Consider the following 24,383-nt stretch of genomic DNA (forward strand, 5'->3'; position numbering starts at 1 on the left):
CTCTTCTTTTAGGTAGACGAATGTGTATGTGTTGTTGATTCTCAAATAACAATATATACAAAGCTGTTTCAACTTTTTCGATTCAAACCGCAAAAGTCACAAAAGTTTTAAACACTTAAGCTTTTTAAGAGCCAAGTTTTATGCATAATAAGTACAACTAAGTTTTGTAAAATCTTTGATTTTTATCTTATGTGAACTTTTATCATTTTAAACTTACTTAAGTGAACTAAATTGTTTTAAAATAAAAAACTTTTGGGCCTTTTGCGGTTAAAATTAATCAATGTAAAATTCAGACAGCTTCATTCTCAACCTAAAAAATGAAGAAAAAATGAAAAACAAAAAGCAGGGAAATTTTCTGCCTAAAGCAGGTATTATAGCATTTACATTTCTATTTTTTAACCTTGCAGAAGCACAGCAGCAGCTTATAGAGCTTAGCGGAAGCATCAAAAATACAGGAACACATAAAGGTCTCGATTCTGTAAAAGTACAGATCGAAAATACACAGGACACCGTATTAACCGATCAATCGGGTAATTTTAAGCTCAGAACAAGGGTTACTATTCCATTCAGAGTGGTTATTCAGAAAGACGGGTTCAGCAGCCAGACGGTTGAAATCCTTTCGCCTTCCAACAAAATAACGGTGGGACTTAATCCTCAGAACACCATCATTGATGATGTCGTGATCTCCGCCTCACGGGTTCCGGAAAAGATATTGAGATCACCGATAGCTATTGAAAAAATTGATATCAAAACGATCAGGGAAAGTCCGGCAGCATCGTTTTATGAAACCCTGGAAAATGTAAAAGGATTACAGCTTTTAACTTCCAGTCTTACTTTAAAAATTCCAAATTCAAGAGGATTCAACTCGCCTAATAATTTCCGTTTTATGCAGTTGGTAGACGGTGTAGATGTACAATCTGCAACGCTGGGTGTACCACTAGGAAATGCAATAGGACCTACAGAACTGGATATCCAGTCGATGGAAGTCACTCCGGGAGCCGCTTCAGCATTGTACGGAATGAATGCCATTAACGGACTGGCGAGTTTACAGACCAAAGATCCGTTTACTTCTGAAGGAATAAGTGTATATTTCCGTGGCGGAGTGAATCATATAGATAATGTCAACCATAAAATAAGTTCCCTGGGAGAAAGTGCCATCCGTTTTGCAAAGGTGATCAATAAAAACTTTGCAGTAAAGGTGAATGCTTCCTATTTCAGTGGAACAGACTGGATTTCCAACAATCTTACCGATCAGAATTCCGGTTCATTGGTAACAGCCAATCCTAATTTTTCGCTGGCCAATAATCCGGCTGAAGATCTTTGGAATAAATACGGTGATGAAAGAAACAACCGTGTTGCCGTAAAAGTGGATTACAATGGTAAACCTACTACATTCAACGTTTCCAGAACAGGATATCTTGAAAAAGATCTTGTGAGTCCTGATGTGAAGAATATCAAATTCGATGCAGGATTATATTACCGTTTCGGGGACCAGTGGAGAACTTCTTACGTCTATCGTTACGGTTTGCTGGACGGAACTTTTCAGAGAGGAAATAAAATCCGCTTGCAAAACGCTACGGTTCAGAACCATAAAGTAGAACTGACAGGAAGAGAGTTAACTTTCAGAGCATATGTATCCATCGAAAGTACAGGAGATTCTTATAACCTGAAGCCTTTGGCAGACAATCTGGACCTTACGAATCTTTCCAATACCAACTGGAAAAATATATTTCAGACTGCTCTTCAGAACAGCTTAAATGCTGGAACCAATCTTAATGACGCATTTATTCTCGCCCGTCAGGAAGCCGATAAAAACAGGGCAGTCCCTGGAACCGCAGCCTTTGAACAGTTAAAAAATACCATTATCGGAATCAATAACTGGGATTCAGCCAATGCAGGAGTAGCTGGAGCTCCGGCAACAGGAGGCGCAAAGCTTGAACAGAAATCCCGCTTTTATCAGGGTGAGCTTACCTATGATTTCAGCAGATTTGTGAAAATTTTCAGCCTTCTGGCTGGTGTGGATTACCGACTGTACAGCATTACTCCGGATGGAAATAACTTTGTTGATTTCAACCGTCCTGTGAGTGAAAGAAATATTCCTTTAGCCAACGGCACCTTCGGGAAAGATGTGATCTATCAGAAATATGGAGCTTTTGCACAGATTACCAAGCTTTTCTTTGATGATAAATTAAAAATCAACGCCGCATTACGTGTTGACAGAAACCCGGAGTTTGAAGCAAAGCTGAATCCAAGGTTCAGCGTGGTGTATTCTCCTGTTAAAGAGCATAATTTCAGGGCATCTTTTCAAAACGGATATCGTTTCCCTTCGTTATTTGAAGCTCTTTCTTTCGTGAACAACGGGAATGTAAGAAGAGTAGGAGGTCTTTCAAAAGTAAATGACGGATTAGGTTATCTGGAAAATTCTTATACACTGGCTTCTATTGACCGGTTCACCTCAGCGGTAAATGCAGATGTGGATGCAGGAAAAACCCAAAGCCAGGCTGCTCAGGATAATAAACAGCTTTTAACGGTAGCCAGTTTACAAAAACTACAGCCGGAAAAAATCAATTCATTTGAAGTAGGATATAAGTCTGTGTTTTTCAATAATAAACTGGTGCTGGACTGGGATTTCTATTACAATATCTACGAAGGATTCCTGGGACAGGTAGAAGTGGCAGTTCCAAAAAACAGCCAGGTGGGAAGCAATGCAGCCGTACTTGCGATGCTCGACAGAAGTAAACAGGACAGATACAGGGTTTATACCAATAGTAACAGCACTTACAAAAGTTATGGAACCTCTTTTGGAGTCCGGTATAATATTACAGGAAACTATAATATCAATACCAATGTTTCTTATAACGATCTTGCATCCAACAATACCTCAGACCTCTTTATTACTGCATTCAACACTCCAAAATGGATGGTAAACGTAAGTGTTGGAAACAGAGAAATCGTCAAGAATATAGGGTTTACCATTGTAGGAAGATGGCAGAGTGGCTTTACATGGGAAAGTCCGCTGGCATCCGGAGAAATTCCGGCTTATTATACGATTGATGCCCAGGCAACATGGAAACTTCCTGAAATTCATGCGAATATTAAAATTGGAGCTACCAATTTGCTGAACCGACGTTATTTCCAGTATGCAGCAGGCCCTGAAATCGGAGGCCTGTATTATCTCGCTTTTACGTATGACTTAAAACTGTAATCAGGATGAGCAATTCTTTATATCCCATATTTTTAAAACTTGAAAACCTGTCACTGCTGATCATCGGCGGTGGCAAGGTTGCCCTTGAAAAACTGGAGTCCGTACTGGGAAACTCTCCGGATACTTTCATCAAACTGGTGGCGAAAGAAATTATTCCTGAAGTCAGAGCCTTACAACATGAATTTTCTAATCTAACCCTGCATGAAAGAGGCTACGATGAGCATGATTTTAATGATGCAGATCTTGCCATTATTGCAGTAAATAATATTGAACTGGCAGGAGAAATCAGGGGAAAAGCCCAGCAAAAAAATGTATTGGTGAATATTGCTGACAAGCCTGATCTGTGTGATTTTTATTTAGGTTCCATTGTCAAAAAAGGAAGTCTTAAAATTGCCATTTCTACCAACGGAAAATCTCCTACCATCGCCAAAAGATTAAGGGAAACCTTTACCGAAGTCATTCCTGATGAAATGGATCATGTGTTGGATAATATGCAGGATATCCGAAACAGACTGACCGGAGATTTCAATTATAAAGTGAAGGAACTCAACAAAATCACTACGGAATATCTGTCCGATGGAAAAGTTTCTTTAAAACCGGATATGGAAATTGAAAAACTGATTAATATTACCAAAACAGCTCAAAGAAAAGCTAATATCTACCTTGCAATCATTGGTGTTTTACTTCTTTTCGGATTATTTGGACTTGTAGTCTATCAGTTTAATCTTTCAGATGACATCCAATATTTCCTGAACAAAGACGGTCATATCTTTTACTGGATGCTGTTTGCAGGCTTTATGGCGGAAATTGTCGCCGGATCTATGGGAATGGGCTATGGAGTGATCTGTACCACCATCCTTTTACTGCTGAATGTTCCACCACCTGTTGTGAGTGCGAGCATCCACTCTGCGGAATCCTTTACCACAGCAGCAGGAAGTTTCAGCCATTACAAACTGGGAAATGTCAATAAGAAAATGGTGTGGGTATTATTCCCGCTGGCTATTGTAGGTTCTGTTATCGGTGCATTAACGCTGTCTCATTACGGGGAACATTATGCTCATATTGTAAAGCCTATTATTGCCTGCTACACCTTGTATCTTGGAATTAACATCTTACGAAATGCATTTAAGGATAAAAAATCAGGACAAGCGAAAACCAAACGCAGAACCAATCTCAGAATATTAGGATTGGCAGGAGGTTTTATTGATTCCTTTGCTGGTGGCGGCTGGGGACCTTTGGTAACCGGAACACTGATCAAAGAGGGAAGGATCCCCCGTTATGTCGTGGGAAGCTCCACAGTAGCCAAGTTTTTACTGACCGTAACAAGTGCAATAACATTTATTTTCACTATTGGAATTCATCACTGGAATATTGTTTTAGGACTTTTATTGGGTGGTATTTTTACGGCTCCGTTTTCGGCGATGCTTACAGCAAAACTTCCGACAAAAAAAATGTTTGTTGTGGTAGGAATTGTGGTTATTCTGATGAGCCTTGTTACAATAACAAAATCATTTTTATCATAAAAAAAAATTAAACGCAGAGATTTTAATGTTTTACTTTATTTTGAGGCATCAGGGGGAAAAATTAATGATGCAGTGTATTAACACTATCATTACTCATTTTTAGTAAAAATCTGAAACCATTAAAACTTTGCGTTTTCTTATTTTAAATCTGAAACCATTAAAACTTTGCGTTTTCTTATTTTGAATGTTTTAAAACGCAAAGAATCTAATTGCTAATCTATAATTCAAGGAAGCAAAGTAAGAAATCAATAAATTGATTCTTTTTAAGCGGATATATAGTCCAAAGCTTCATCAGCGACATTGTCGCTGACCCTTTGCTCACTTTAGTAAAAATCTTCAAATACTTTAAACTTTGCGTTTTTTTTGAATGTTTTTTAAAACGCAAAGAATCTAATTGCTAACCTATAATTCAAGGAAGCAAAGTCGGAAATCAATAAATTGATTCTTTTTAAGCGGATGTATAGTCCAAAGCTTCATCAGCGACATGGTCGCGACTCTTTGCTCACTTTAGTAAAAATCTGAAACCATTAAAACTTTGCGTTTTTATTTTTTTCAATGTTTTTTCGTAAATATTTTTTTAAACGCAAAGACGCAAGATGACATCAAAAAGGCTACTATAAGGCGCAAGGATTTTATCTCCGATAAAATTGAATGCTGGATATCTTATTCTTTCACAGGTCATTAAGGTTTAGCAAAAATGGTTTAAAAATTAAATCTTTTTATGCGGATGTATAGTACAAACCTTCATCAGCGACTTAGTCGCGACACTTTGCTCACTTTAATAAAAATCTGAAACCATTAAAGCTTTGCGTTTTTATTTTTTTGAATGTTTTTTCGTAAATATTTTTTTAAACGCAAAGACGCAAGATGACATCAAAAAGGCTGCTATAAGGCGCAAGGATTTTATCTCCGATAAAATTGAATACCGTATATTTCTTTTAAATCTTTAAAAAAGTCTACATCATATCCCTTGCTGAAAATCTAATATTGAGCGAAGTCGAAATATTCTTGCGACTTAAAAATTTTACATAAATTTTAAAAATCTTTGCGCCCTTGCGATTATCCAACAAAAAACAGCTCTTAAAAAAGAGCTGCTTAAACTAATTAATTATTTAAGATTTGTTTTTTTTAAAAGTATCAAGCCCGAAACCTGTACATCCCTGAAACAAAAACAGGAGTAAAAACAGAAGATACAATGTCTGAGGCAGATAAAGAAAATAGCTTAACCATGTAAAAGGGTCTACTTCGTAAATTCCGGTTTCAGGTTTTACAGGAACTAGTTCCTTAGGAATTGAACTGAGATCATGCGTGAATAATGCAACCAGAATAATGATGATTAAAAACACAGAGCTTATTCTCGTCCAGAAACCCAGCATTAAAAAATAACCCGAATACACATTCACAGAAAGCCGTAAAATTAGCCGTAAACTGCGGAAACGGAAATCCAATAGAGCTTATGGTATTTAACATATATCCCTGAAAAATAGGATGGAAAAGTTTGTTAAAACCTGCTATAAAAAAGAAGAGCCCGATGAGTATTCTGCAAAGTGCATATATATTGACTGTATTCTTTTCGAGGTTCGATAGTATTGTTTTCATTTTTTTTTAATTCATTTATTGATTAAATCAACATGACATTGCCATGAACAGGGATTGATCATGTGATTATTTGATTAGATAACAAGATTTCTTATGTAAATCTCAAATCGTGTTATTTATTTCACGATAGCTGAAATTTACCCTGTTATTTTAGGAGGAATCCAGATAGAATTAAAAAATGAAGAATAGGGTGGATCATCGTATAAGAAATAGCGATTGCTTATTTCCTGATCTATAAATTTTTCAAAGGCAAAAGAATGAAAAGAAGCAGTAAAAAACAGAGAAAAACCGGAACAATAATTACTGTTACATTTTATCGGAGTTCTGTTGTTATCCGCAAGATCAAGCTTATTGCATTTTTTATGAGAAGTCTTTTCCTGACTGTAATGATGTTTTGTTTCTGTGGAAATAAAGTTGGTATTTTCTGTTTTCAGGATCACCAGATGGAGCACTATTACAAATATATTAAATACCTGTAGATACTGCCATAATCCATTTCTTTTCCCCATAAATCCCATAGAATGCAAACAAATATAGTAAAATATTCATAACTGACTTTTAATTAAATACCTGTTTTTCAAGCTCAGAAACTAGGACTTTAGCCATTTCTTTAGAACTAAAAGGATTTTGTCCTGTGATCAAATTACCATCCACCACAACGTTGGAAGTCATAGGAATAAAAGCTTTTTTGTAATGTACGTCCCGTTCTTTAAGAGCGGCTTCCAGATTAAACGGCACTTCATTTTTTCTTCTTGCCAAAGTTTCTTCAAACCAGTCAAATCCCGTAATATTTTTACCTTTGATCATGTATTCTCCATCAGAAAGCTTTACGTTCACTAATCCTCCAACTCCATGAAAGATCGCTGCGACCATTTTATTATTTTCATATTGGTCTCTTAGTATAATCTGTAAAGTTGTATTATCAGGAAAGTCATACATTGTTCCATGCCCTCCAGCCAAATAAATGCAGTCGAAAGATTCATTCTTTATCTCATTGAGACTTTTTGTATGTGTTAATTCATTCATAAACCCTGGATTTTCATAATATTTTTTTGAAATTCCATCAAGGACCAGAGGTTTAAGGCTTTCCGGATCAACAGGAGTATTTCCGCCTTTTGGAGAAGCTATGGTAATCTGCCATTCTTTTTCCTTTGCTGCATGATAAATATGAGTAAGCTCACTCAGCCACAAACCTGTTTTAAAATTACCGCTGGCATACTCATCTACATTCGTTACGATTAGCAATATTTTTTTAATCATGATAGTATTAATTAAAAGATTTCCTGAATTCTAACGGTGAAACAGTGGTCTGATTTTTAAATAAGCGATGGAAAGACTGTGGATGTTCAAATCCTAAATTATACGCAATCTCAGAAACAGATAGTGTTGTGGTTGACAGCAGTTCTTTTGCCTTTTCTATTACTCTGTTCTGGATATGCTGCTGGGTAGTCTGTCCTGTATGAACTCTTAGCATATCGCTCAAATAATTAGGACTGATATTCATCTGTGACGCCACAAACTGTACAGTAGGAATACCATTAATCAATAATTTTTCATCTTTAAAATAATCATCAAGTAGATTTTCCAGCTGGCTTAAAAGATCATGATTCACCTTTTTTCGGGTTAAAAACTGGCGGTTGTAGAATCTGTCGCAGTATTTTAACAGCAAATCGATATTGGATACCAGTAAATCCTGGGTGAAACTATCCATATTAGCTTCTATCTCCCTGCTGATATTATCCATGATATCCGTTACGGATTTTTCTTCTTTTTCGGAGAGATACAAAGCTTCATTCGCAGTATAGGAGAAGTAGCCATAATCTTTTATTATGGAAACTAACGGATATCCCTGCAGAAAGTCAGGGTGAATAACCAGCACGCTTCCTCTTACTTCGGAAAGCAGAATATCTTCAAACTGCAATACCTGGTGGGGAGCAATAAAATACATAATCCCATCTTGGAAATCATAATAATGCTGTCCGTATTTGCATCTGCCTGCACAATCCTTTTTAATGGAAACTACATAAAAATCCGTTGTCACTGAACTTAAAATAGTTTCAGGATCAATATTCACTTCATTAAAATCAAAGACACTGATCAAAGGGTTGGAAGGCCTTTTCAGATTCAGGTATCTGTGTAATGCAGTGATGGAGTTTACTTTTTCAGGAGCTTTCATTTTATTTCTTTTTTACCACCCCGTCAAAAATTCTTTGAATTTTCGCCACCCCTGCGAAGGAGGGGAATATTTTGCCTTTCGGTTGTGGTATTGGTGTTTCTAAGTTACTTATTTTAACGAAATTATTTTGCTGATTGCTGTTCTTTTTTGATCTGCTCAATTCCTTGTCTGTAAGTCGTTACCACAAATTCAGGGAATCTCTTTCTGAATTTTGAGTCATCAAAAAGGTTATCATATTGATATCTCGGAAGCAGTTCCAGTAATTCTTTTGCATTTTTGTTGAATAAAGATCCTATTGTAAAAAATAGTTTCGGGATTACAGAATACCTGAATTCTTTTCCATAGACCTGAGAAGCCAAAGCAATAAATTCTTTATAATTCAGCTTATGATCATCTACCGGTAAATGCCATGTCTGTCCGTAGGCATCACGAGTATTTCCGATCAAAGCAGTGGCACGGCTGGCATCAGGGGTCCAGATCAGGCTTCTTATCTTATCATCTCTCAAAGGAACTTTGAGTTTCTTATCCTCTTTAATAGCATTGAAAATAAGACTATTGGTAATACTCTGAGTTTTTCCGGGTCCATAAAATTCAGGAGCTCTGCAGATAACAGCTTCTATGGTTCCGGCTTCCATTTCATTTAAAAGCATTTCTGTCATCTGTTTTCTTACCATTCCTTTTCTTCCGACAGGCGCAAATTTGGTTTGCTCTGTTAACACCTCATTATTTTGAGGATACATATAAGTATTATCAAAATAGACCAGCTTTGTTCCGTTGATTTTACAGGCTTCAATTACATTTTTCATGATGGTCAAAAACTGTCTTTCCCATAAATCCGTATCCATAGGAAGTCCAAGGGTAAAATAAGCGATTTCACTTCCTTTCATGGCTTCTATTGCTTTTTCTCTGTCTGATAAATCTGCTGAGAAAACAGTATCTGTATCATTTACTTTTTTGGCATTTCTGCTGACAATACGGATATCTGAAGTGTAATTTCTTTTCAGTTCTCTTGCCAGTTCTTCACCAATCTGCCCATTGGCACCTAATATAGTTTGCATCGTTTTCTATTTTGAGGTTATGTATTCCATTGAAAATAAACAAGATATTTTCAGCTGCTTCTATTTATGATACAAAATTCGGGCATAATTATAAAAACAGAGTAACTGAATCCATGGAAGTTGTAACATAATCTCTGAAGAGCGAAAGAAACATAAAAAATAATGCTGAGAAAGTAAAAATACAGCATTGAATCATTATTTTAACCACAAAAGGCACAAAAGTCTTAAACACTTCAATTTTTTCAGAGCCAAACCTTATGCGTAATAAGTACACCCTAAGTTTTGTGAAAATCAAAGATTTTCATCTTATGTGAACTTTCCTGCGGTATCATTTTAAACTTACTTAAATAACTTAAGTGCTTTAAAATGATACCTTTTGTGACTTTTGTGGTTTGGTGAAGTTTAAACAACTTTATAATAATCAGGTATAATTCTTTACTCTCTCAGCCTTACTGATCTTTATTTTTGGTCCAAAGCCAGATAATTGTCCTCAATTCTGCTGATCAGAATGTAGAACAATCCGGCATAGATCATCTGAATACCCATTGCTTCCCAGTTTTCAACCGTACTGCTACCAAAAAGCAGCAGAATAATCAGAGATGCTCCGGCCATAATGGCAATACGGGTTTTAAAGCCAATGGTCAGCAGAACGCCAATTGCAAATTCGAGAAAGGGGAGAATGACACTAAAAAGATGAACCATTGGCTGCGGCAGCCAGCTTGTTTCAAAACCTTTCATCATTCCTGATGCAAAATCCTGTAGTTTCACCAAACGGACTAGTCCGTGTCCTAAAAGATTGATTCCCATCGACACACGAAGGAAAAAATAAGCTGTTTTTGTATTCATATAGTAGTATTTTTTGGTTAGAAGAGGGAAGCTGGAGGCTGGAAGTTATATATGTTATGATTCACTTTTATTGTGCTTATCATGTATTTCTTATTCCGTAATTTGTTTTTACGGACTTCAATAACTTCCTTCCTATGGCTTCCAGCGTCCTTACTTATTAAACTTTTCTTCACTGTTATCAACAGGAGTATCAGGATCATTCATCACCATTTTAGCAATATCATCTTTTCTCATAAAGACTACACCTTGCTTTTCTTTGGTATATTTTATAAATTCTTCCATAGCATGCATCATTGCGGGAGTTCCACCTATTCTGTCGTGAAAACTGATACTCATCATTCTTCTTTTGGAAGCTCCTTCTTCATACAGACGGTCGAATTCAAATTTCAATTGATTCAAAAACTGATCAGGGCTCCAGTGTTTTCCTTCAATATTGACGATATCATTATTCCGTAATGTGTAAGGGATTACGACAAAATTTTTCCCTTTTACTTTGGTAATGAAAGGCTCATCATGGCTCAGGTCATCTATGTGATACAAGAATCCCAGTTCCTGTAAAACTTTAAGTGTATTCGGGCCTCTTCTCAGCCAATTAGCATTATAACCTACCGCTTTCTTACCTGTAATTTTTTCAACAACATCTACACCTTGTTTCACAAAATTCAACTCGTCAGCATAACTCTTGTTCCATTGATTGTCCCAGGCAATTCCATGGGCGGCAATTTCATGGCCTCCGTTAGCAATCGCTTTAGCCACTTCCGGATATTTTTCTGCGGCTGTTCCCACTACATGAGATGTTACTTTGATGTCGTATTTTTTCCACAGATCCAGCATTCTGTAAATTCCTTCATTTCCTCCGTAACGATACCAGCTTTCTGCCGGAAGATCGGGTTGCCCTTTAGGAAGGGGAGTTCCACTGAAAGGACTTTCAGCGCCCTCAGGCTGTCCACCTGTTTCAAACTGCATGGAGACGGAAATTACCAGCTGAGCTCCGTTAGGCCAGTATTTTTTTGCTGAAGTCTGTGTTTCGTGTTGATCTTTTTTTGCTCTTTTATCTTTGTCATGATCAGAAAAAGACATCAGAACCATTGTTGAAGCAAGCAACAGGACAGATTGTTTTATGTAATTCATTTTGAATGTATTTAATAAGACAAAATTGATCAATAATGAATCATGATATATTGTAAAAATTAATGGTAAATTTGTAAAAATCCATTTTTTCATGAAACGAATCGTTAATTTCAATTCTTTTAATGTTTTCAGCATCGAAAAAGAAAACTGGGACGTTGAGTATCACAATCATAACTTTTATGAACTGATTATCATAGAAAAGGGAAAAGGATTCCACCACCTCAACAATATTACTTTCCCCTACCAAAAAGGAGATGTTTTTCTCCTGCGCCCCAGCGATGGTCATGAGTTTTCTATTACTAACAAAACACGGTTCATTTATATAAAATTTACAGAACAATACATCTGGGAAAATCTGCTCTCCAACAAGAAGAATGAGCTGAAAAAAGTGGTCCAGCTTCTGATGGAAGACCATTCTTTTGTATACGAATCGGTGATCAAATGTAAAACGGACAGGGAACATCTGTTGCAGCTGGCCCGGATTCTTCTGTACGAGTTCAGTCATAAAAACACTTATAATAAAGAGATAAGCTCAGATCTGTTTTCCGCCATTATTACGATTCTGATCCGGAACACGATGAGCAATATCACGGCTAAAAACTGGCTTACTCAAAACTTAAGCAGAATTGAAAGGATCTTGTATTATATCAACATCAATGCTTTAGATCCAGATAAAATGAAAATTGAAAATCTAGCCCAAGAGTTTATGCTTTCTCCCAATTATATCAGCATTTATATCAAAAAGCAGACAGGTTTCTCCATACAGCAGCACATCATGCAGCATAAAATAAAAACAGCTGAAAAGCTTTTACTTCAGAGTCATTATAATATCAGTGAAATTGCTGACAAGCTGGGGTTCAATGATGCCAGTCATTTCAATAAAATATTCAAAACGTATAAAGAAATGTCTCCTTCTGAGTTTAAAAAGAAAGGATTATCTTATTGATCATGAGGTTTATATATTTTTCATACCTTTAATAATCAAATCTTTAAGTCTATGAAAATAAGCGCAGGGATTTTACTGTTTAAAAAGAAAAAAGACAGTCTGTATTACTTTCTGGTACATCCCGGCGGCCCTTTCTGGAAAAATAAAGACCTGGGAGCATGGTCTATTCCTAAAGGAGAAGTTTCTCCTGATGAAAGTTTATTGGAGCGTGCTTTGAAAGAATTTAAAGAAGAAACCGGTAAAACAATAGATGGGAAGTTTATCGAATTATCACCCATTAAACAGAAAGGAGGAAAAACCGTTTATGCCTGGGCTTTAGAAAGTGATCTTGAAACGGTAGCCCTTTACAGCAATACTTTCCCTTTAGAATGGCCACCCAAATCCGGTAAAATATTGGAAGTTCCCGAAGTAGATCAATGGGAATGGTTTTCTTCAGAAGAAGCACAGAAACGCATAAACACGGCACAAAAAGATTTTATCACAGAGCTTGAAAGTATCATAAAAAATCAATAACACCTTAAAACAAAGACCATGAAAAAATTAAACAGAAGAACATTGAAAAACATCATTGGAGAAATCGGTATTGAACTTAATCTCCCTCTTCCTGTAGGCGTTTGCCTTGGAAATCTGCTTTCCCTGTGCCCGCCTCATTCCCATTGCCGTGCAGATGAAAGATGCTATCCTGATGCTGCGGGGCCCTGCATCAACGGGCTGTGTCCTTCAGGCTATCACTGCCATTCAGGAGAATGTGTAAGATAAAATAAAAAACCTTTATCAGTGCTGATAAAGGTTTTTCATTATTTATAGTACAACTATAATTATCGCTTTATTCCAATTGCTTTTAATGCACTGGATGTTAAAAAGATATCATCAAACACTGTCAATGATTCTACATCATTGAACCCTGAAGGAATCAGATCATTTTTATTAAAAGACAATTCAATAGAAGGGTCGTATGATGCAATGATTCTCACTTTTGAGTATCCGTTATAATCTACTTTAAATCCTTCAAACATACAATTCTGCTCAGCCTTCTGGTATTCGGCATATTCTTCAAAACCTACAATATCTGTTCTTTTTCCATCGTTATGGTCAAGAGATTTCCATGCAGTATAATTTTTAGGTTCTTTTAAGATATTTCCTTTACGATCTATGGGAACAAACATTCCAAGAGTCAAACGCTTCTTTAAAAAATTGGCATAATTATTCATCAGATTCAGAATCTGAAGATCGGCATATCCTTCGTGTGAGTAGTACTCCAACACGAAAGTGGTCATCGGAATCAGCTTAAGAGAAGCATCAGTCGGCATAATGAGTTTTTACTTTTTTGGGCGATAAAAATAGTATTTTTATTTACGCTACCCAATGGAAACAGATGAATAGGATGGAATTTATACCCATTCTGAATAACAATAAGTTTAGGACATCCCCTCATTTTTCATTATTTTTGGAGGAATAACCATAGAACTCCTTTGTGAAAGACATAAAAGCTTTTACAGATACACATTACAATATGTTGAATAAGATACTTCTGGCAGCGGGCGTTTTTCAGTGCTGCTTTTATAATATTATAGCTCAGAATCCAGGCCAGCACCCGGTTTATACTTCGGAATGGGGACACCTTTATCGTGAAAATGAAAAAAGCAAAGATATTTTAGGAATCTTCTCTACTGAAGCTCCCGTTTATGTTCTGGATTCTACCCAAACCCAATACAAAGTACAGGTAAGCAACGGTGATATTGGCTTTATTGACCGTCAGCCATTACAAAAAAGCATGCGTGGGAAAAAGTCTGCTGGTGAACCCGCTCAGTATTTTTATAGAGGGAAAGAGGGATACCAATGTCCCCATTTTTATGTGCAGGTATCTGAGCTACGTGTACGAAAAGAACCAACAACAGAAAGCATTCCGGTAAGAAGAGCCGCTTTAAATGAACTGGTCTGTATTGATTATGTTCCTTTATATGAGGACGGCTGGATCTATATGGGCGATCATTTCCACGAAAATCCCGAATATATCCAAATGAAATATCTCGGTACTGAACTTACCTATGAAAAAGTACTAAAAGACTATCTGGCAGTAAAGGGCAAAGACAGGGAAAAAGAACTGGCCCAGGTTGGAAGACTACGTGAATTGGCATGGATTGAGGATAAAAACCTTAAACAGGCCTTACAATATTGGAAAGAATCCAATACTGGTATAGAGAATCCAAAGATCGATATCGACTTTGAACTTCTTCTGGCAGATCAATTCGCGAAAAAGCCAAAAACTGAAGCGTATGAGAAAAAAGTAAAAGAGTTGAATATGCATTTCATATGGAAAGAAACCATACTTTTTGATGGAAAAATCACAGACGCACAGATGAAACAGCTACAGATGCAGAAGGTTAAAGATATTCCCAATACTCCGGAGTGTGGCTGGGAACCACAATATTTTTACAGAACACCCAATATCATTATTGCTTTTGAAGAATATAAAGGAAAAGTTTCAGGAAGTATATACAAAATGTCCTTCACTAATGGTGAAACTATAGTGTTAGGAAATGAACGTATGGATTCCCATTATGATGAAAAGAATTTTGTGACCCGTTTTGGTGATATGCTGTCTGCCCGATGGATTTCTTCCCCACACGAATATCACATTCAGAATGGCGATGCAGGACTTTTTATTTTCACATTTAAAGATGGGAAACTTTTCAGCTATGAATGCATGTATTATTGTTAAATGAACTGTTAATCATATTGATCAATAGAAGCGGGCTACTATCCCGAGCTTAGCCAAAGGAATCACGCCTATTTTATTATCTGCCATTCCAAAGGCTTCAGATAAACTTATACAATATTAAGTTTCGGCTAAAGCCGATCTCTCTGTATATAATTGTTAGAACGGGCTAAAGCCCGTTCCTATTGAATATTTACACTTGTCTCTGATATAATACCAGATTTTATGGATCAATAGAAGCGGGTTTTAACCCGCTTATTGATTAATGACCCTATCAAGGGCTTTAGCCAAAACTTGAAATATTTTCCAACATAAGTGATTAAATTTTAAAGCTGTATCTTTACGTCACCAACCAAAATATTACAATATGTCATTTATAACACCGGAAGGAGCCAGGAAGGCTCAGCTATCCCTATCTGAAAGGGCACCCGTTGCCCACGCTATTCTTTCAGGGGAAGAGAATATTTCTAAATACAACAGTGGAGTATGTCATGATGTGGTAGCTTATGCATTATATATGCGGGGTGCCAGCATCAGTCCTAGCCAGCTTGCACAATCAGCAGGACAGAAGTGGTTAACCCTATTCAATTATCCTGCGGGAGAAAAGTGGGATGGATATACACCCATTCCGGCAGGCAAAGCCATTGGTTTTTACAGGCTTATCGATAAAACATTCTTTCATTCGGCTATTACTACGGGAAACGGAAACGAAATCAGATCTGTTAACGGATTTTCATTAGGATCAGCATGGAATGTACCTGTAGATATGAAATGGGTACTGGGTAAAAAGAACTCTGACGGGACCTTCAATTATGACGGAACCAAAATAGAAGTCTATATTTCTTCTTTATAAAGAATTTCTATTTCCATAAAAGGGCAGATCAGAATTCTCTTTTCTGCCTTATTACTTTTAAGCATCAGCACATTTCGGGCATATCCCGCTGATAATAAAATTATATTCCTGTGCGATAAAATGTTCCGGTAAACTGATTTCCGGAATAGCGTTTTCAATACATGTAACGGAATGACATTCCTTACAGTTAAAGTGAACATGATTGTGAAAATGCTGTTCATGCGTACACTTTCCACTGCACTTCGCAAAATTCACTACACCGTCAATATTGACGATTTTGTGTATCGCACCTTCGTTTTCAAGCCTTTCCAAAACCCTGTAAATGGTTACTCTATTGCACAAATCTCCCAGTTTCTTCTGAATATCAGAATGGGTAAGGGCTACATCTGAACCATTGATAAGGTTTAAAATTTCAGTTTTGGCGTGAGTATTTCTGACTTGTTTCATATTTTAATGCAACAAAGTTGCGTTATTTAATTTTTTATCTCTACTTTTGCAACAAAGTTACGATAAGAAAATTAATCCTTACTATTATGAAGTCAAAAATTCTTGATGCTGTAGGAATCTCCGCTGCTGTTTTATGCCTGATTCATTGTATCGTCTTTCCTCTATTATTGATTGTTCCCTTGGGAATATCCCATAACCCCTATATTGATCTGGCTTTCCTTTTCATTGGAGCCGTTGTTGTATACAGAATAACGAAAAAAATGGAAAACCGATGGTTGAAATTTCTGTTCTGGATATCCCTAAGCCTTATTTTCATTTCTATATTGACAGATTTTCTCTTTGAAGTTCATCTTCCTCTGATTTATATCGGAGCTGCCGGATTGATTACAGGCCATATTATCAATTTTAAAAATCATAAACATTAAAATCATGACGAAGAAACTTCCTGTAACGGTGCTCAGCGGCTTTCTGGGAGCTGGTAAAACAACATTACTGAATCATATTCTGCACAACAAGCAAGGCTTAAAGGTAGCTGTGATAGTAAATGATATGAGCGAAATTAATATTGATGCACGGCTTGTTGAAAATCAAAATACCCTTTCCAGAACAGAAGAAAAGCTGGTGGAAATGAGTAACGGATGCATCTGCTGTACACTCCGCGAAGATCTTATGGTAGAAGTGGAACGTCTTGCCCATGAAAACCGTTTTGATTATCTCCTTATTGAAAGTACAGGTATCAGCGAACCCATTCCTGTTGCCCAAACCTTCACTTATATTGATGAAGAGAGCGGAATAGATCTGTCCCGTTTCAGCTATGTAGATACGATGGTAACTGTGGTAGACTGTTTCAATTTCATGAAGGATTTTGGTTCTGATGAACTACTGCTGGACCGCGATCTCACTGATATGGAAGACGATTACAGAACAATTGTGAATCTTCTTACCGATCAGATTGAATTTGCCAACGTGATTATTTTAAACAAAACAGATCTTATCAATACTGAAACACTTGGCTTTTTAAAAGCAGCAATCCGAAAACTGAATCCCGACGCAAATCTTTTACATTCTGAGTTTGGAAAAATTGATCCCCAAAAGATTTTAAATACCCGGCTTTTCGATTTTGATAAGGCACAGTCATCCGCAGGCTGGCAAAAAGAGCTGCAATCTGATCATCATACCCCGGAAACTGAAGAATATGGGATAAGTTCACTTGTTTTCAGAGATAAAAAGCCCTTTCATCCGATGAGACTGTGGGAATATCTGAATCATCATTATCCCGAGGGAACCATCAGAGCGAAAGGCTTGTTCTGGTTAGCCTCAAGACCCAACGATGCATTGAATTTTTCCCAGGCAGGAGGTTCTTTTCGTCTGGAAAAAGCAGGAATCTGGTGGAGTAGTATGCCTATGAACCATAGGCTGCAATATTCTTCATTTGTAGAAAACCAAAAGTTTATAGAAAGCAGATGGGACAAAAACTGGGGCGACAGAATTAATGAACTGGTGTTTATCGGGCAGAATCTGGATAAAGAACAGATGTTAACAGATCTTCAGCAATGTCTTATTAATGAAAGGGAAAAGGAACGGTTTGATAAAAACCAAAGTTTTGAAGATCCGTTTCCAGAAAATATTTAAAATTAACTTTTAATTAATGCAACAAAGTTACGATAAAAAATTAATTACAATAACTTACAGCATTATTTCAAAACAATATGGACAGAAGAAAATTTCTAAAAGGATCTGCACTACTTTCAGGGTTATTGACCTTATCACCGTCTGATCTCTGGAGCTTCGGGAAAACGAGTGAAAATCCCCAGGCAGGAAAAGCAAAGAACATCATCTTTATGGTAAGCGATGGAATGAGTCTCGGAACGCTTTCAATGGCAGACCTGTATTCTAGGAATATTCTAGGAAAAGGAAGTAACTGGCTTAATCTGTATCACGACAAAAAAGTTACCCGTGCTTTAATGGATACGGCTTCAGCAAGTTCTATCGTTACAGATTCTGCTGCCGCAAGCTCAGCTTTTGGAGGAGGAATCCGAGTAAAAAACGGAGTTTTGAACATGGGAGCTAACGGAGAAAAACATCTTCCGATATGGCAGAAGTACAAAAAAGCAGGAAAGAAAGCCGGCTGTGTAACTACGGTAACCATTACTCATGCCACCCCCGCCGGATTCTGTATAAATTCTTCCAAAAGAAATGCTGAACCTCAAATTGCAGAGATGTATGCAGAACTGGAATTTGATGTGCTGTTAGGAGGTGGAGACGAATTTTTTAACCCTTTAAAAAGAGAAGACAAAAAAGACCTCTATTCTGTTTACAGCAAAAAAGGATACCGGATTCTGAAAACACAAAATGATCTGAAAGAAATAAAGAAAGGAGAGAAATTATTAGGGATCTTCAGTACGGGAGCATTACCCTATACGATTGACAGAACACATCTTCAGGAATACAAAAATACACCAACTCTTGCTGAAATGGCCACTACCGCCATCAATCAGATGAAAGATCATCCCGGAGGTTTTGTACTTCAGGTAGAAGCCGGAAAAGTAGACTGGTCAGCTCATGCCAATGATGTAGCCGCTCTTATCCATGATCAGCTGGCATTTGATGACACTGTAAAGGCAGTAATGGATTTTGCCGAAAAAGACGGGAATACCTTAGTCATCATCACTACAGACCATGGAAATGCCAATCCGGGAACTATTTATGGAGCAGAAGCCACCAGGCAGTTTAACAGTATTTCAGACTATCGGTATACCAATGAATATATCCTGAACAAAATTCAGAAAGATTATTCGGTAAAAGACATTAAAGACTGGATTTATGAAGGCAATAAAATTACACTGAATGATGATGAAGCTAAGCATCTTCTGAGTTTTTACAACGGACTTGAAAAAGAAGAAGAAGGACTTTATAATTATAAAAAACTGCCTTTTAAATTATATTCAGAAATTCAGAAAACCAGGAATTCTGTAGGATGGATCAGCATGGATCATTCCGGAGATTATGTAGAAGTAGCTGCTTATGGCCCTGGAAACGAACTTTTACAGCCATTTGTTAAAAATACAGACCTTCATGATCTGATGCTGAAGGCCTGTTTGGTATAGACATTCATATTTTTTCATATTTAATTATTTGGGAGATACGAGGCGGATTGATTGTGTCCGCCTTGTTTTTTTGTGTAAACAGAGTTTAAATTCCTCCCATTACAAACATATTTTCCATCGTAGGGACTTTGCTTCCGCCTTCTTTTTCAAGCGTAATTGCAAAAGCCTGGGCTTTTGGTATATTGGCCAAAGCAATCCTACTGTCTTTATCTTCAGTGTACATTCCTGCATCTACAGGTTTCCCTTCATCAATCGCCCAAAGCTGATATTGCATTCCTGCAGGCGCTTTAGGTAGTTTTTCAGCATTCAGATAAACTTCTTTTGTTTTTTTGTCCCAGAAAACCATTGCTTTTGCCTCTGTGTGCTTTTCTACACCTTTCAGCATAACCATCTGCATATCGGGGTTAGAGAACATATCAAGCTTCTGATTCATCTTCTGCATCGCCTGATCCTGATTCTTTTTATCTGCTATCAGTAATGACATTTCTTTCTTACTGGCAGATTGGCTGTTCATCCAGAATAAATTTCCGGCAACACTTACAAGAAACAATGCCGAAGCTGCCACTGCATAAGTTTTCCAGGGAGTCGTAGTTTGAGTTCTCACCTGTTGCGTGATTTCCCTGTGAGTTTTTACTTCAGAGATATCTGTTGAAAGAGCAGGAGTTACTTCTTCAACAGTCTGTTCCTGCTGAATTTTATTCCAGATTTTAGCTTTCAAATCACTTGGAGGTGTTACAGCCTGAGCTGTAGCAAGATGTTCCAAAGTCTTCTGTGCTTCTTCAAAAGCCTCTTTTACTTCAGCATTATTCTTCATCACACACTCCAAAATCCCCGCTTCCTCAGGAGAAGCATGGCCAAGAATATAAGATTCTATAATTCCGGATGATATGTATTCTTTAGTGTTCAATTTATTGATAATCTTTTAGCAAATCTTTTAATTTCATCAATGCATTCCGCATTTTCGTTTTTACCGTTCCCAGCGGTATCTTCAGCTTTTCGGATATTTCATGCTGGGTATATCCCTGATAATAAGCAAGATTTATGAGTTCCTGCTTGTCCACTTCAAGGCCTTCAAGGACATTATTAAATCCAATATAATCAGATGAATTATTGACTGTTGAAAGCTCTGCAGTATTATATACGAAATCTGGAAGTGATTGGTTTTTAAGTTCATTCTGGAACCCTTTAGACTTTAAATAATCAATAGCCGTATTCCGGGCAATATTGATCATCCATGTATAGAATCTTCCTTTGGAAACGTCATATTGATGGATAGAGTTCCATATTTTGACAAAGACATCCTGAATAACTTCTTCTGTGTATTCTTTAGATTGAACAATTCGGAGAATAATTCCATACAGCGCACCAGAATAGTGGTCATACAGATAATGAAAACCGGTTTCGTTTTTCTCTTTTAATAAAACGATAAGTTCCTCTTCCGAATAGGTTGTTTTAATAGCGTTTATTTTTCTAGTCAAATGTAATAAAATAAAACATATTCCCAACAAAATCTACAACAACTTTTATTTCGTACATGATAATAAGAAAATAATTAAAAAATAGTCAATATGAAAACACAATTTTCAAAAACAATACTTGCTTTTTGCGCTGTCTTATCTTTCGGGACTTATCACGCACAAAGCACTTTTTTTAAAAGCAAAAATCCATATTACTCACACACTGCACAAAATACACTGAAAGTAAGCAATAGTGAATGGAAAAAGATTTTAAAACCCGAACTCTATCAGGTGGCCAGAGAAGGAGCTACAGAAACCGCTTTTACCGGAAAATATTATGAGTTTGATGAAAAAGGAACTTACTATTGTGCGGTATGCGGAAATCCGCTTTTTATTTCAACCTCCAAATTTGCAACAACCTGCGGCTGGCCTTCTTTTTATCAGCCGATTGGTAAAAAAAGTGTCAGATACAGAAAAGATACATCTTATCACATGGAACGTACAGAAGTACTATGCGGAAGATGCGATTCTCATCTGGGACACGTCTTTGATGATGGGCCGAAACCTACAGGAAAACGATTCTGCATGAACTCTATTTGTCTGGAATTCATACCAAATAAAAAAATAACGAACTGATTTACAATGAATTAAAAATAATTTTCATTTTTTTCAATCTAAAATAAAACCAACCTCGTAAATGATTTTAAAACACAACCAATACAATTAACTAAAAAATCAACGCAATGAACACACATTCAAAAATCACAGTTTTAGCAATGGTAGCTTTATCATTTGCTTTCAGCGGAAAGGTAACTGCACAAACGATGAAAGAAAAAACAGTAATGGTAGGAGGAGCTCCTATGTATCCATCCAAAAATATTATTGAAAACGCTGTCAACTCCAAAGATCACAAAACCCTTGTTGCAGCAGTGAAAGTGGCAGGTTTGGTAGAAACACTACAGGGTGCAGGACCTTTTACTGTACTGGCACCTACAGATGCTGCCTTCGCAAAACTTCCGAAAGGTACTGTAGAAAACCTTGTAAAACCTGAAAACAAAACAATGCTTACAAGTATATTAACGTATCATGTTCTGCCAGGAAGATACAGTGCTAAAGAAATTTGGGCTGCTGTAAAAGCCGGAAACGGAAAAAGCATGATGAAAACTGTACAGGGTGAGAATCTTACTTTCTGGACCAAAGGGAAAGATCTTTACATAAAAGACGCAAAAGGAAACAGCGCTAAAGTAACGATTGCTGATGTGAACCAATCTAATGGAGTGATTCATGTAATAGATACGGTATTGATGCCATAATAATTCTAAGATTTCAAACAGCATATTCACTGTGCTGTTTTTCTTTCTTTTATATCTAACACTAAAAAAATTAATAGTATGAAAAAAACAATTCAGGTTTCTAATCAGGGTGCCACCCTTGATACCAGCAGAAGAAACTTTTTAAAATTAGGTGGAGTAGGATTAGCCATTGCAGGCCTTACCATCATCGGATGTAATGATGATGATGACTTCCAGATTATAGAAGAATCCAGGTACGATCTTGGAACAGGAGATGTAGGTGTATTAAATTATGCTTATGCTCTGGAACAGTTAGAAGCAGATTTTTATACAAAAGTGGTCAATAATTTTTATACCGGAATTTCCAGTATCGAAAAAGAGGTTTTCACAGATCTCTATCATCATGAGGTGATTCACAGAGATTTCTTCAAAGTTGCCATTAGTGGTGCCACAGATCATGTGCTTCCTAAGCTTGAATTTCAGTATCCTAATGTGAATTTTAGTGACAGAAATTCGGTATTGGCTACCGCAAAGGCATTAGAAGATACCGGCGTAGCAGCTTACAATGGAGCTGGGAAATATATTTCCAATCCTGCTTATCTTGTTATTGCCGGTAAAATAGTTTCAGTGGAGGCCAGACATGCTTCTGCCATCAGAAATCTGATCAATCCCGGATCTGCAGATTTTTCAGGAGATGACGTGATAGATGCTAACGGACTTGATCTTGCCAAAGAGCCTAAAGATATTGTAATGGCTGCCGGAGCATTTATCAAAACGCCTTTTACCTGGAAAGAAAGAGGTATCAACTAATCATTCACCTTAAAAACTCACATTATGAATATTCTTAGATTACTGGATAAGCTTTCTAATGACAAATTTTTCACCAAGGAAGCATCAAGATTAGAAACGATTACGGATATCTCATTATTCGGGAAAAAAGCAGCTACAGCAGCCGTTCCTCTCGGACTCGGTGCCTTAATGGCTACTCCTGCCAAAGCAGAAACTACAAAACCAACATTAACAGGTACTGCTTTAAAAAGTGCACTGACAGATGCTTTACAACTGGCATTGGTACTTGAATACCTGGAAAATGAGTATTATAGCATAGGATTATCAACACCAGGCCTAATTCCCAATGGAGACAGAACTGTTTTTATGCAGATTTCAAAGCATGAATCCGCTCATGTAAGCTTCCTGAAGAGCACACTGACTTCTTTAGGAACAACTCCCGGAAATAAGCCAACTTTTGATTTTACAGCCAGCGGAAACTTTATGCCTTTTACTGATTATAACCAGTTTCTTATCCTTGCTCAGGCCTTTGAAGATACCGGAGTAAGGGCCTATAAAGGGCAGGCCGGAAATGTAATGTCCAACAAGGTGGTACTGCAGGCAGCATTACAAATCCATTCCGTTGAAGCAAGACATGCCTCACAGGTAAGAAGAATGAGAGCCAACAAAGGATGGATTGAGCTTGCCAACGGAGGGAGTATGCCTTCAGCGACCAATCCTGTTTATGCCGGAGAAGACAATACCAATCAGGCAGGCTACAACACGGCAACGCTTTTTGGTGCTGCGGCAGGTTCTGCAGCTTATGACGAAATTTTAAGTGGCAGCGATGCGCAGGCTATTGCTTCACTTTTCATAGTTTAGTTGTGATTTGGATGATGATAAGTGGTGAGTCCATTTCCGTATTTTTCAGGAAATGGACTTTTATAAACAATCAATCGTCAGGCCTTAAGAAAATACATTATGAACAACTTATATCATCCCGGTTCATCCTTAAGTATCCCATTTCATACAGGGGTACTTTTTTATTTTCATAATGCCCATTACTTCGATATAAATGCAGGATTCTTATAAGTTAATTTAAAATAAGCATACATATAGCTTTATTAGCAAATTTACTGCAATAGAATACAAAATTATTCCGTACTTTGCTTTACTTATTAAAATAATAATTTAAAGTGCTTAAAAATATTTAAAATATAAACTTTAAGGCCTTGATTATCATTTTTTAATAATCA

Annotated in this window: 26 protein-coding genes; 14 read left to right on the forward strand and 12 right to left on the reverse strand. The window is 36.9% G+C overall.

What is annotated here, in order from left to right; genetic code table 11:
- The first annotated feature begins 328 nt into the window (after positions 1-328).
- Entirely contained in the window at positions 329-3,205 is a 2,877-nt protein-coding gene (locus J2786_RS05925; RefSeq protein ID WP_047430333.1) for a TonB-dependent receptor, read from the forward strand.
- Between the two features lie 5 nt (positions 3,206-3,210).
- A complete protein-coding gene (locus J2786_RS05930) occupies positions 3,211-4,728 on the forward strand; it encodes a TSUP family transporter (protein WP_047430331.1) in 1,518 nt (505 codons plus the stop codon).
- A gap of 1,112 nt (positions 4,729-5,840) precedes the next feature.
- On the opposite strand, the gene J2786_RS05935 is transcribed toward J2786_RS05930, so the two are convergent.
- The 8 genes from J2786_RS05935 to J2786_RS05970 all read right to left on the reverse strand — a co-directional run bounded on the left by J2786_RS05935 (position 5,841) and on the right by J2786_RS05970 (position 11,538).
- Positions 5,841-6,074: a hypothetical protein gene (locus tag J2786_RS05935; protein WP_310024870.1), complete on the reverse strand. Its 234-nt coding sequence runs from the start codon at positions 6,072-6,074 to the stop codon at positions 5,841-5,843.
- Positions 6,031-6,327, reverse strand: coding sequence for a DoxX family protein (locus J2786_RS05940; RefSeq protein ID WP_310024274.1), 297 nt, complete (start codon positions 6,325-6,327; stop codon positions 6,031-6,033). The genes J2786_RS05935 and J2786_RS05940 overlap by 44 nt, the downstream gene beginning before the upstream one ends.
- A 137-nt stretch (positions 6,328-6,464) precedes the next feature.
- Positions 6,465-6,836 (reverse strand): hypothetical protein, encoded by a 372-nt coding sequence (locus J2786_RS05945; RefSeq protein WP_156121416.1) that lies wholly within the window; start codon positions 6,834-6,836, stop codon positions 6,465-6,467.
- Between the two features lie 49 nt (positions 6,837-6,885).
- The gene (locus tag J2786_RS05950) at positions 6,886-7,587 is read right to left on the reverse strand and encodes a type 1 glutamine amidotransferase domain-containing protein (protein WP_310024276.1); all 702 of its coding nucleotides are present in this window, start codon (positions 7,585-7,587) and stop codon (positions 6,886-6,888) included.
- 7 nt (positions 7,588-7,594) lie between these two features.
- Positions 7,595-8,503, reverse strand: coding sequence for a helix-turn-helix domain-containing protein (locus J2786_RS05955; RefSeq protein ID WP_310024278.1), 909 nt, complete (start codon positions 8,501-8,503; stop codon positions 7,595-7,597).
- Between the two features lie 122 nt (positions 8,504-8,625).
- A complete protein-coding gene (locus J2786_RS05960; protein WP_047430318.1) occupies positions 8,626-9,561 on the reverse strand; it encodes an NAD-dependent epimerase/dehydratase family protein in 936 nt (311 codons plus the stop codon).
- A gap of 459 nt (positions 9,562-10,020) precedes the next feature.
- On the reverse strand, positions 10,021-10,407 hold the full coding sequence (locus tag J2786_RS05965; RefSeq protein ID WP_047430315.1) for a MauE/DoxX family redox-associated membrane protein: 387 nt from the start codon (positions 10,405-10,407) through the stop codon (positions 10,021-10,023).
- 150 nt (positions 10,408-10,557) lie between these two features.
- Positions 10,558-11,538, reverse strand: coding sequence for a polysaccharide deacetylase family protein (locus J2786_RS05970; protein WP_047433250.1), 981 nt, complete (start codon positions 11,536-11,538; stop codon positions 10,558-10,560).
- 91 nt (positions 11,539-11,629) lie between these two features.
- Between J2786_RS05970 and J2786_RS05975 the strand changes: the two genes are divergently transcribed.
- From J2786_RS05975 to J2786_RS05985, 3 genes are read left to right on the forward strand one after another with little or no spacing between them, the layout of a single operon-like run.
- Complete coding sequence (locus J2786_RS05975) at positions 11,630-12,484, forward strand: AraC family transcriptional regulator (protein WP_047430310.1); 855 nt, start codon at positions 11,630-11,632, stop codon at positions 12,482-12,484.
- A gap of 51 nt (positions 12,485-12,535) precedes the next feature.
- Positions 12,536-12,997, forward strand: a complete 462-nt coding sequence (locus J2786_RS05980) for an NUDIX hydrolase (protein ID WP_047430307.1) — start codon at positions 12,536-12,538, stop codon at positions 12,995-12,997.
- Positions 12,998-13,015: 18 nt separating this feature from the next.
- Complete coding sequence (locus J2786_RS05985) at positions 13,016-13,243, forward strand: hypothetical protein (protein ID WP_047430305.1); 228 nt, start codon at positions 13,016-13,018, stop codon at positions 13,241-13,243.
- 59 nt (positions 13,244-13,302) lie between these two features.
- Here the strand turns inward: J2786_RS05985 and J2786_RS05990 are convergent, their stop codons facing one another.
- The gene (locus J2786_RS05990) at positions 13,303-13,794 is read right to left on the reverse strand and encodes a hypothetical protein (RefSeq protein ID WP_047430303.1); all 492 of its coding nucleotides are present in this window, start codon (positions 13,792-13,794) and stop codon (positions 13,303-13,305) included.
- Positions 13,795-13,997: 203 nt separating this feature from the next.
- Between J2786_RS05990 and J2786_RS05995 the strand changes: the two genes are divergently transcribed.
- Together J2786_RS05995 and J2786_RS06000 are read left to right on the forward strand one after the other, a co-directional pair.
- Positions 13,998-15,206 (forward strand): hypothetical protein, encoded by a 1,209-nt coding sequence (locus J2786_RS05995; protein ID WP_047430301.1) that lies wholly within the window; start codon positions 13,998-14,000, stop codon positions 15,204-15,206.
- A gap of 364 nt (positions 15,207-15,570) precedes the next feature.
- The gene (locus tag J2786_RS06000) at positions 15,571-16,056 is read left to right on the forward strand and encodes a hypothetical protein (RefSeq protein ID WP_047430298.1); all 486 of its coding nucleotides are present in this window, start codon (positions 15,571-15,573) and stop codon (positions 16,054-16,056) included.
- 57 nt (positions 16,057-16,113) lie between these two features.
- Here J2786_RS06000 and J2786_RS06005 read toward each other — a convergent pair whose 3' ends face one another.
- Positions 16,114-16,503: a Fur family transcriptional regulator gene (locus tag J2786_RS06005; RefSeq protein WP_002979333.1), complete on the reverse strand. Its 390-nt coding sequence runs from the start codon at positions 16,501-16,503 to the stop codon at positions 16,114-16,116.
- An 86-nt stretch (positions 16,504-16,589) separates the two neighbouring features.
- On the opposite strand from J2786_RS06005, the gene J2786_RS06010 reads away from it, so the two are divergent.
- The 3 genes from J2786_RS06010 (at position 16,590) to J2786_RS06020 (ending at position 19,610) form a co-directional block, all read left to right on the forward strand.
- A complete protein-coding gene (locus J2786_RS06010) occupies positions 16,590-16,928 on the forward strand; it encodes a MerC domain-containing protein (protein ID WP_047430295.1) in 339 nt (112 codons plus the stop codon).
- 4 nt (positions 16,929-16,932) lie between these two features.
- Positions 16,933-18,135 carry a GTP-binding protein gene (locus J2786_RS06015; RefSeq protein WP_047430292.1) on the forward strand — a complete coding sequence of 401 codons (1,203 nt, stop codon included), beginning with the start codon at positions 16,933-16,935 and terminating at the stop codon, positions 18,133-18,135.
- A 77-nt stretch (positions 18,136-18,212) separates the two neighbouring features.
- Entirely contained in the window at positions 18,213-19,610 is a 1,398-nt protein-coding gene (locus J2786_RS06020) for an alkaline phosphatase (protein ID WP_047430289.1), read from the forward strand.
- Between the two features lie 85 nt (positions 19,611-19,695).
- Here the strand turns inward: J2786_RS06020 and J2786_RS06025 are convergent, their stop codons facing one another.
- Both J2786_RS06025 and J2786_RS06030 read right to left on the reverse strand, forming a co-directional pair.
- The gene (locus J2786_RS06025) at positions 19,696-20,517 is read right to left on the reverse strand and encodes an anti-sigma factor (RefSeq protein WP_047430286.1); all 822 of its coding nucleotides are present in this window, start codon (positions 20,515-20,517) and stop codon (positions 19,696-19,698) included.
- A 1-nt stretch (position 20,518) separates the two neighbouring features.
- Positions 20,519-21,088 (reverse strand): RNA polymerase sigma factor, encoded by a 570-nt coding sequence (locus J2786_RS06030; protein ID WP_226798633.1) that lies wholly within the window; start codon positions 21,086-21,088, stop codon positions 20,519-20,521.
- Between the two features lie 90 nt (positions 21,089-21,178).
- On the opposite strand from J2786_RS06030, the gene msrB reads away from it, so the two are divergent.
- The 4 genes from msrB (at position 21,179) to J2786_RS06050 (ending at position 24,009) form a co-directional block, all read left to right on the forward strand.
- Entirely contained in the window at positions 21,179-21,703 is a 525-nt protein-coding gene (gene msrB / locus J2786_RS06035) for a peptide-methionine (R)-S-oxide reductase MsrB (RefSeq protein ID WP_047430283.1), read from the forward strand.
- Between the two features lie 107 nt (positions 21,704-21,810).
- Positions 21,811-22,380: a fasciclin domain-containing protein gene (locus J2786_RS06040; protein WP_047430280.1), complete on the forward strand. Its 570-nt coding sequence runs from the start codon at positions 21,811-21,813 to the stop codon at positions 22,378-22,380.
- Positions 22,381-22,458: 78 nt separating this feature from the next.
- Entirely contained in the window at positions 22,459-23,169 is a 711-nt protein-coding gene (locus J2786_RS06045) for a ferritin-like domain-containing protein (protein WP_047430276.1), read from the forward strand.
- Between the two features lie 24 nt (positions 23,170-23,193).
- The gene (locus tag J2786_RS06050; protein ID WP_047430273.1) at positions 23,194-24,009 is read left to right on the forward strand and encodes a ferritin-like domain-containing protein; all 816 of its coding nucleotides are present in this window, start codon (positions 23,194-23,196) and stop codon (positions 24,007-24,009) included.
- The last annotated feature ends 374 nt before the right edge of the window (positions 24,010-24,383 follow it).

Origin of the sequence: Chryseobacterium vietnamense, from assembly GCF_031454475.1 — a bacterium.
In the GTDB taxonomy this organism is placed as follows: domain Bacteria; phylum Bacteroidota; class Bacteroidia; order Flavobacteriales; family Weeksellaceae; genus Chryseobacterium; species Chryseobacterium vietnamense.

Coding starts and splice junctions, on each gene's coding strand:
- J2786_RS05950 (WP_310024276.1), bottom strand. CDS start 7,587: ATGATTAAAAAAATATTGCTAATCGTAACGAATGTAGATGAGTATGCC.
- J2786_RS06010 (WP_047430295.1), top strand. CDS start 16,590: ATGAAGTCAAAAATTCTTGATGCTGTAGGAATCTCCGCTGCTGTTTTA.
- J2786_RS05985 (WP_047430305.1), top strand. CDS start 13,016: ATGAAAAAATTAAACAGAAGAACATTGAAAAACATCATTGGAGAAATC.
- J2786_RS05955 (WP_310024278.1), bottom strand. CDS start 8,503: ATGAAAGCTCCTGAAAAAGTAAACTCCATCACTGCATTACACAGATAC.
- J2786_RS06005 (WP_002979333.1), bottom strand. CDS start 16,503: ATGAAACAAGTCAGAAATACTCACGCCAAAACTGAAATTTTAAACCTT.
- J2786_RS05980 (WP_047430307.1), top strand. CDS start 12,536: ATGAAAATAAGCGCAGGGATTTTACTGTTTAAAAAGAAAAAAGACAGT.
- J2786_RS05965 (WP_047430315.1), bottom strand. CDS start 10,407: ATGAATACAAAAACAGCTTATTTTTTCCTTCGTGTGTCGATGGGAATC.
- J2786_RS05925 (WP_047430333.1), top strand. CDS start 329: ATGAAAAACAAAAAGCAGGGAAATTTTCTGCCTAAAGCAGGTATTATA.
- J2786_RS06000 (WP_047430298.1), top strand. CDS start 15,571: ATGTCATTTATAACACCGGAAGGAGCCAGGAAGGCTCAGCTATCCCTA.
- J2786_RS05945 (WP_156121416.1), bottom strand. CDS start 6,836: ATGGGGAAAAGAAATGGATTATGGCAGTATCTACAGGTATTTAATATA.
- J2786_RS06045 (WP_047430276.1), top strand. CDS start 22,459: ATGAAAAAAACAATTCAGGTTTCTAATCAGGGTGCCACCCTTGATACC.
- J2786_RS05930 (WP_047430331.1), top strand. CDS start 3,211: ATGAGCAATTCTTTATATCCCATATTTTTAAAACTTGAAAACCTGTCA.
- J2786_RS06015 (WP_047430292.1), top strand. CDS start 16,933: ATGACGAAGAAACTTCCTGTAACGGTGCTCAGCGGCTTTCTGGGAGCT.
- J2786_RS05970 (WP_047433250.1), bottom strand. CDS start 11,538: ATGAATTACATAAAACAATCTGTCCTGTTGCTTGCTTCAACAATGGTT.
- J2786_RS06040 (WP_047430280.1), top strand. CDS start 21,811: ATGAACACACATTCAAAAATCACAGTTTTAGCAATGGTAGCTTTATCA.
- J2786_RS05995 (WP_047430301.1), top strand. CDS start 13,998: ATGTTGAATAAGATACTTCTGGCAGCGGGCGTTTTTCAGTGCTGCTTT.
- J2786_RS05990 (WP_047430303.1), bottom strand. CDS start 13,794: ATGCCGACTGATGCTTCTCTTAAGCTGATTCCGATGACCACTTTCGTG.
- J2786_RS05960 (WP_047430318.1), bottom strand. CDS start 9,561: ATGCAAACTATATTAGGTGCCAATGGGCAGATTGGTGAAGAACTGGCA.
- J2786_RS05975 (WP_047430310.1), top strand. CDS start 11,630: ATGAAACGAATCGTTAATTTCAATTCTTTTAATGTTTTCAGCATCGAA.
- J2786_RS06050 (WP_047430273.1), top strand. CDS start 23,194: ATGAATATTCTTAGATTACTGGATAAGCTTTCTAATGACAAATTTTTC.
- J2786_RS06020 (WP_047430289.1), top strand. CDS start 18,213: ATGGACAGAAGAAAATTTCTAAAAGGATCTGCACTACTTTCAGGGTTA.
- msrB (WP_047430283.1), top strand. CDS start 21,179: ATGAAAACACAATTTTCAAAAACAATACTTGCTTTTTGCGCTGTCTTA.
- J2786_RS05940 (WP_310024274.1), bottom strand. CDS start 6,327: ATGAAAACAATACTATCGAACCTCGAAAAGAATACAGTCAATATATAT.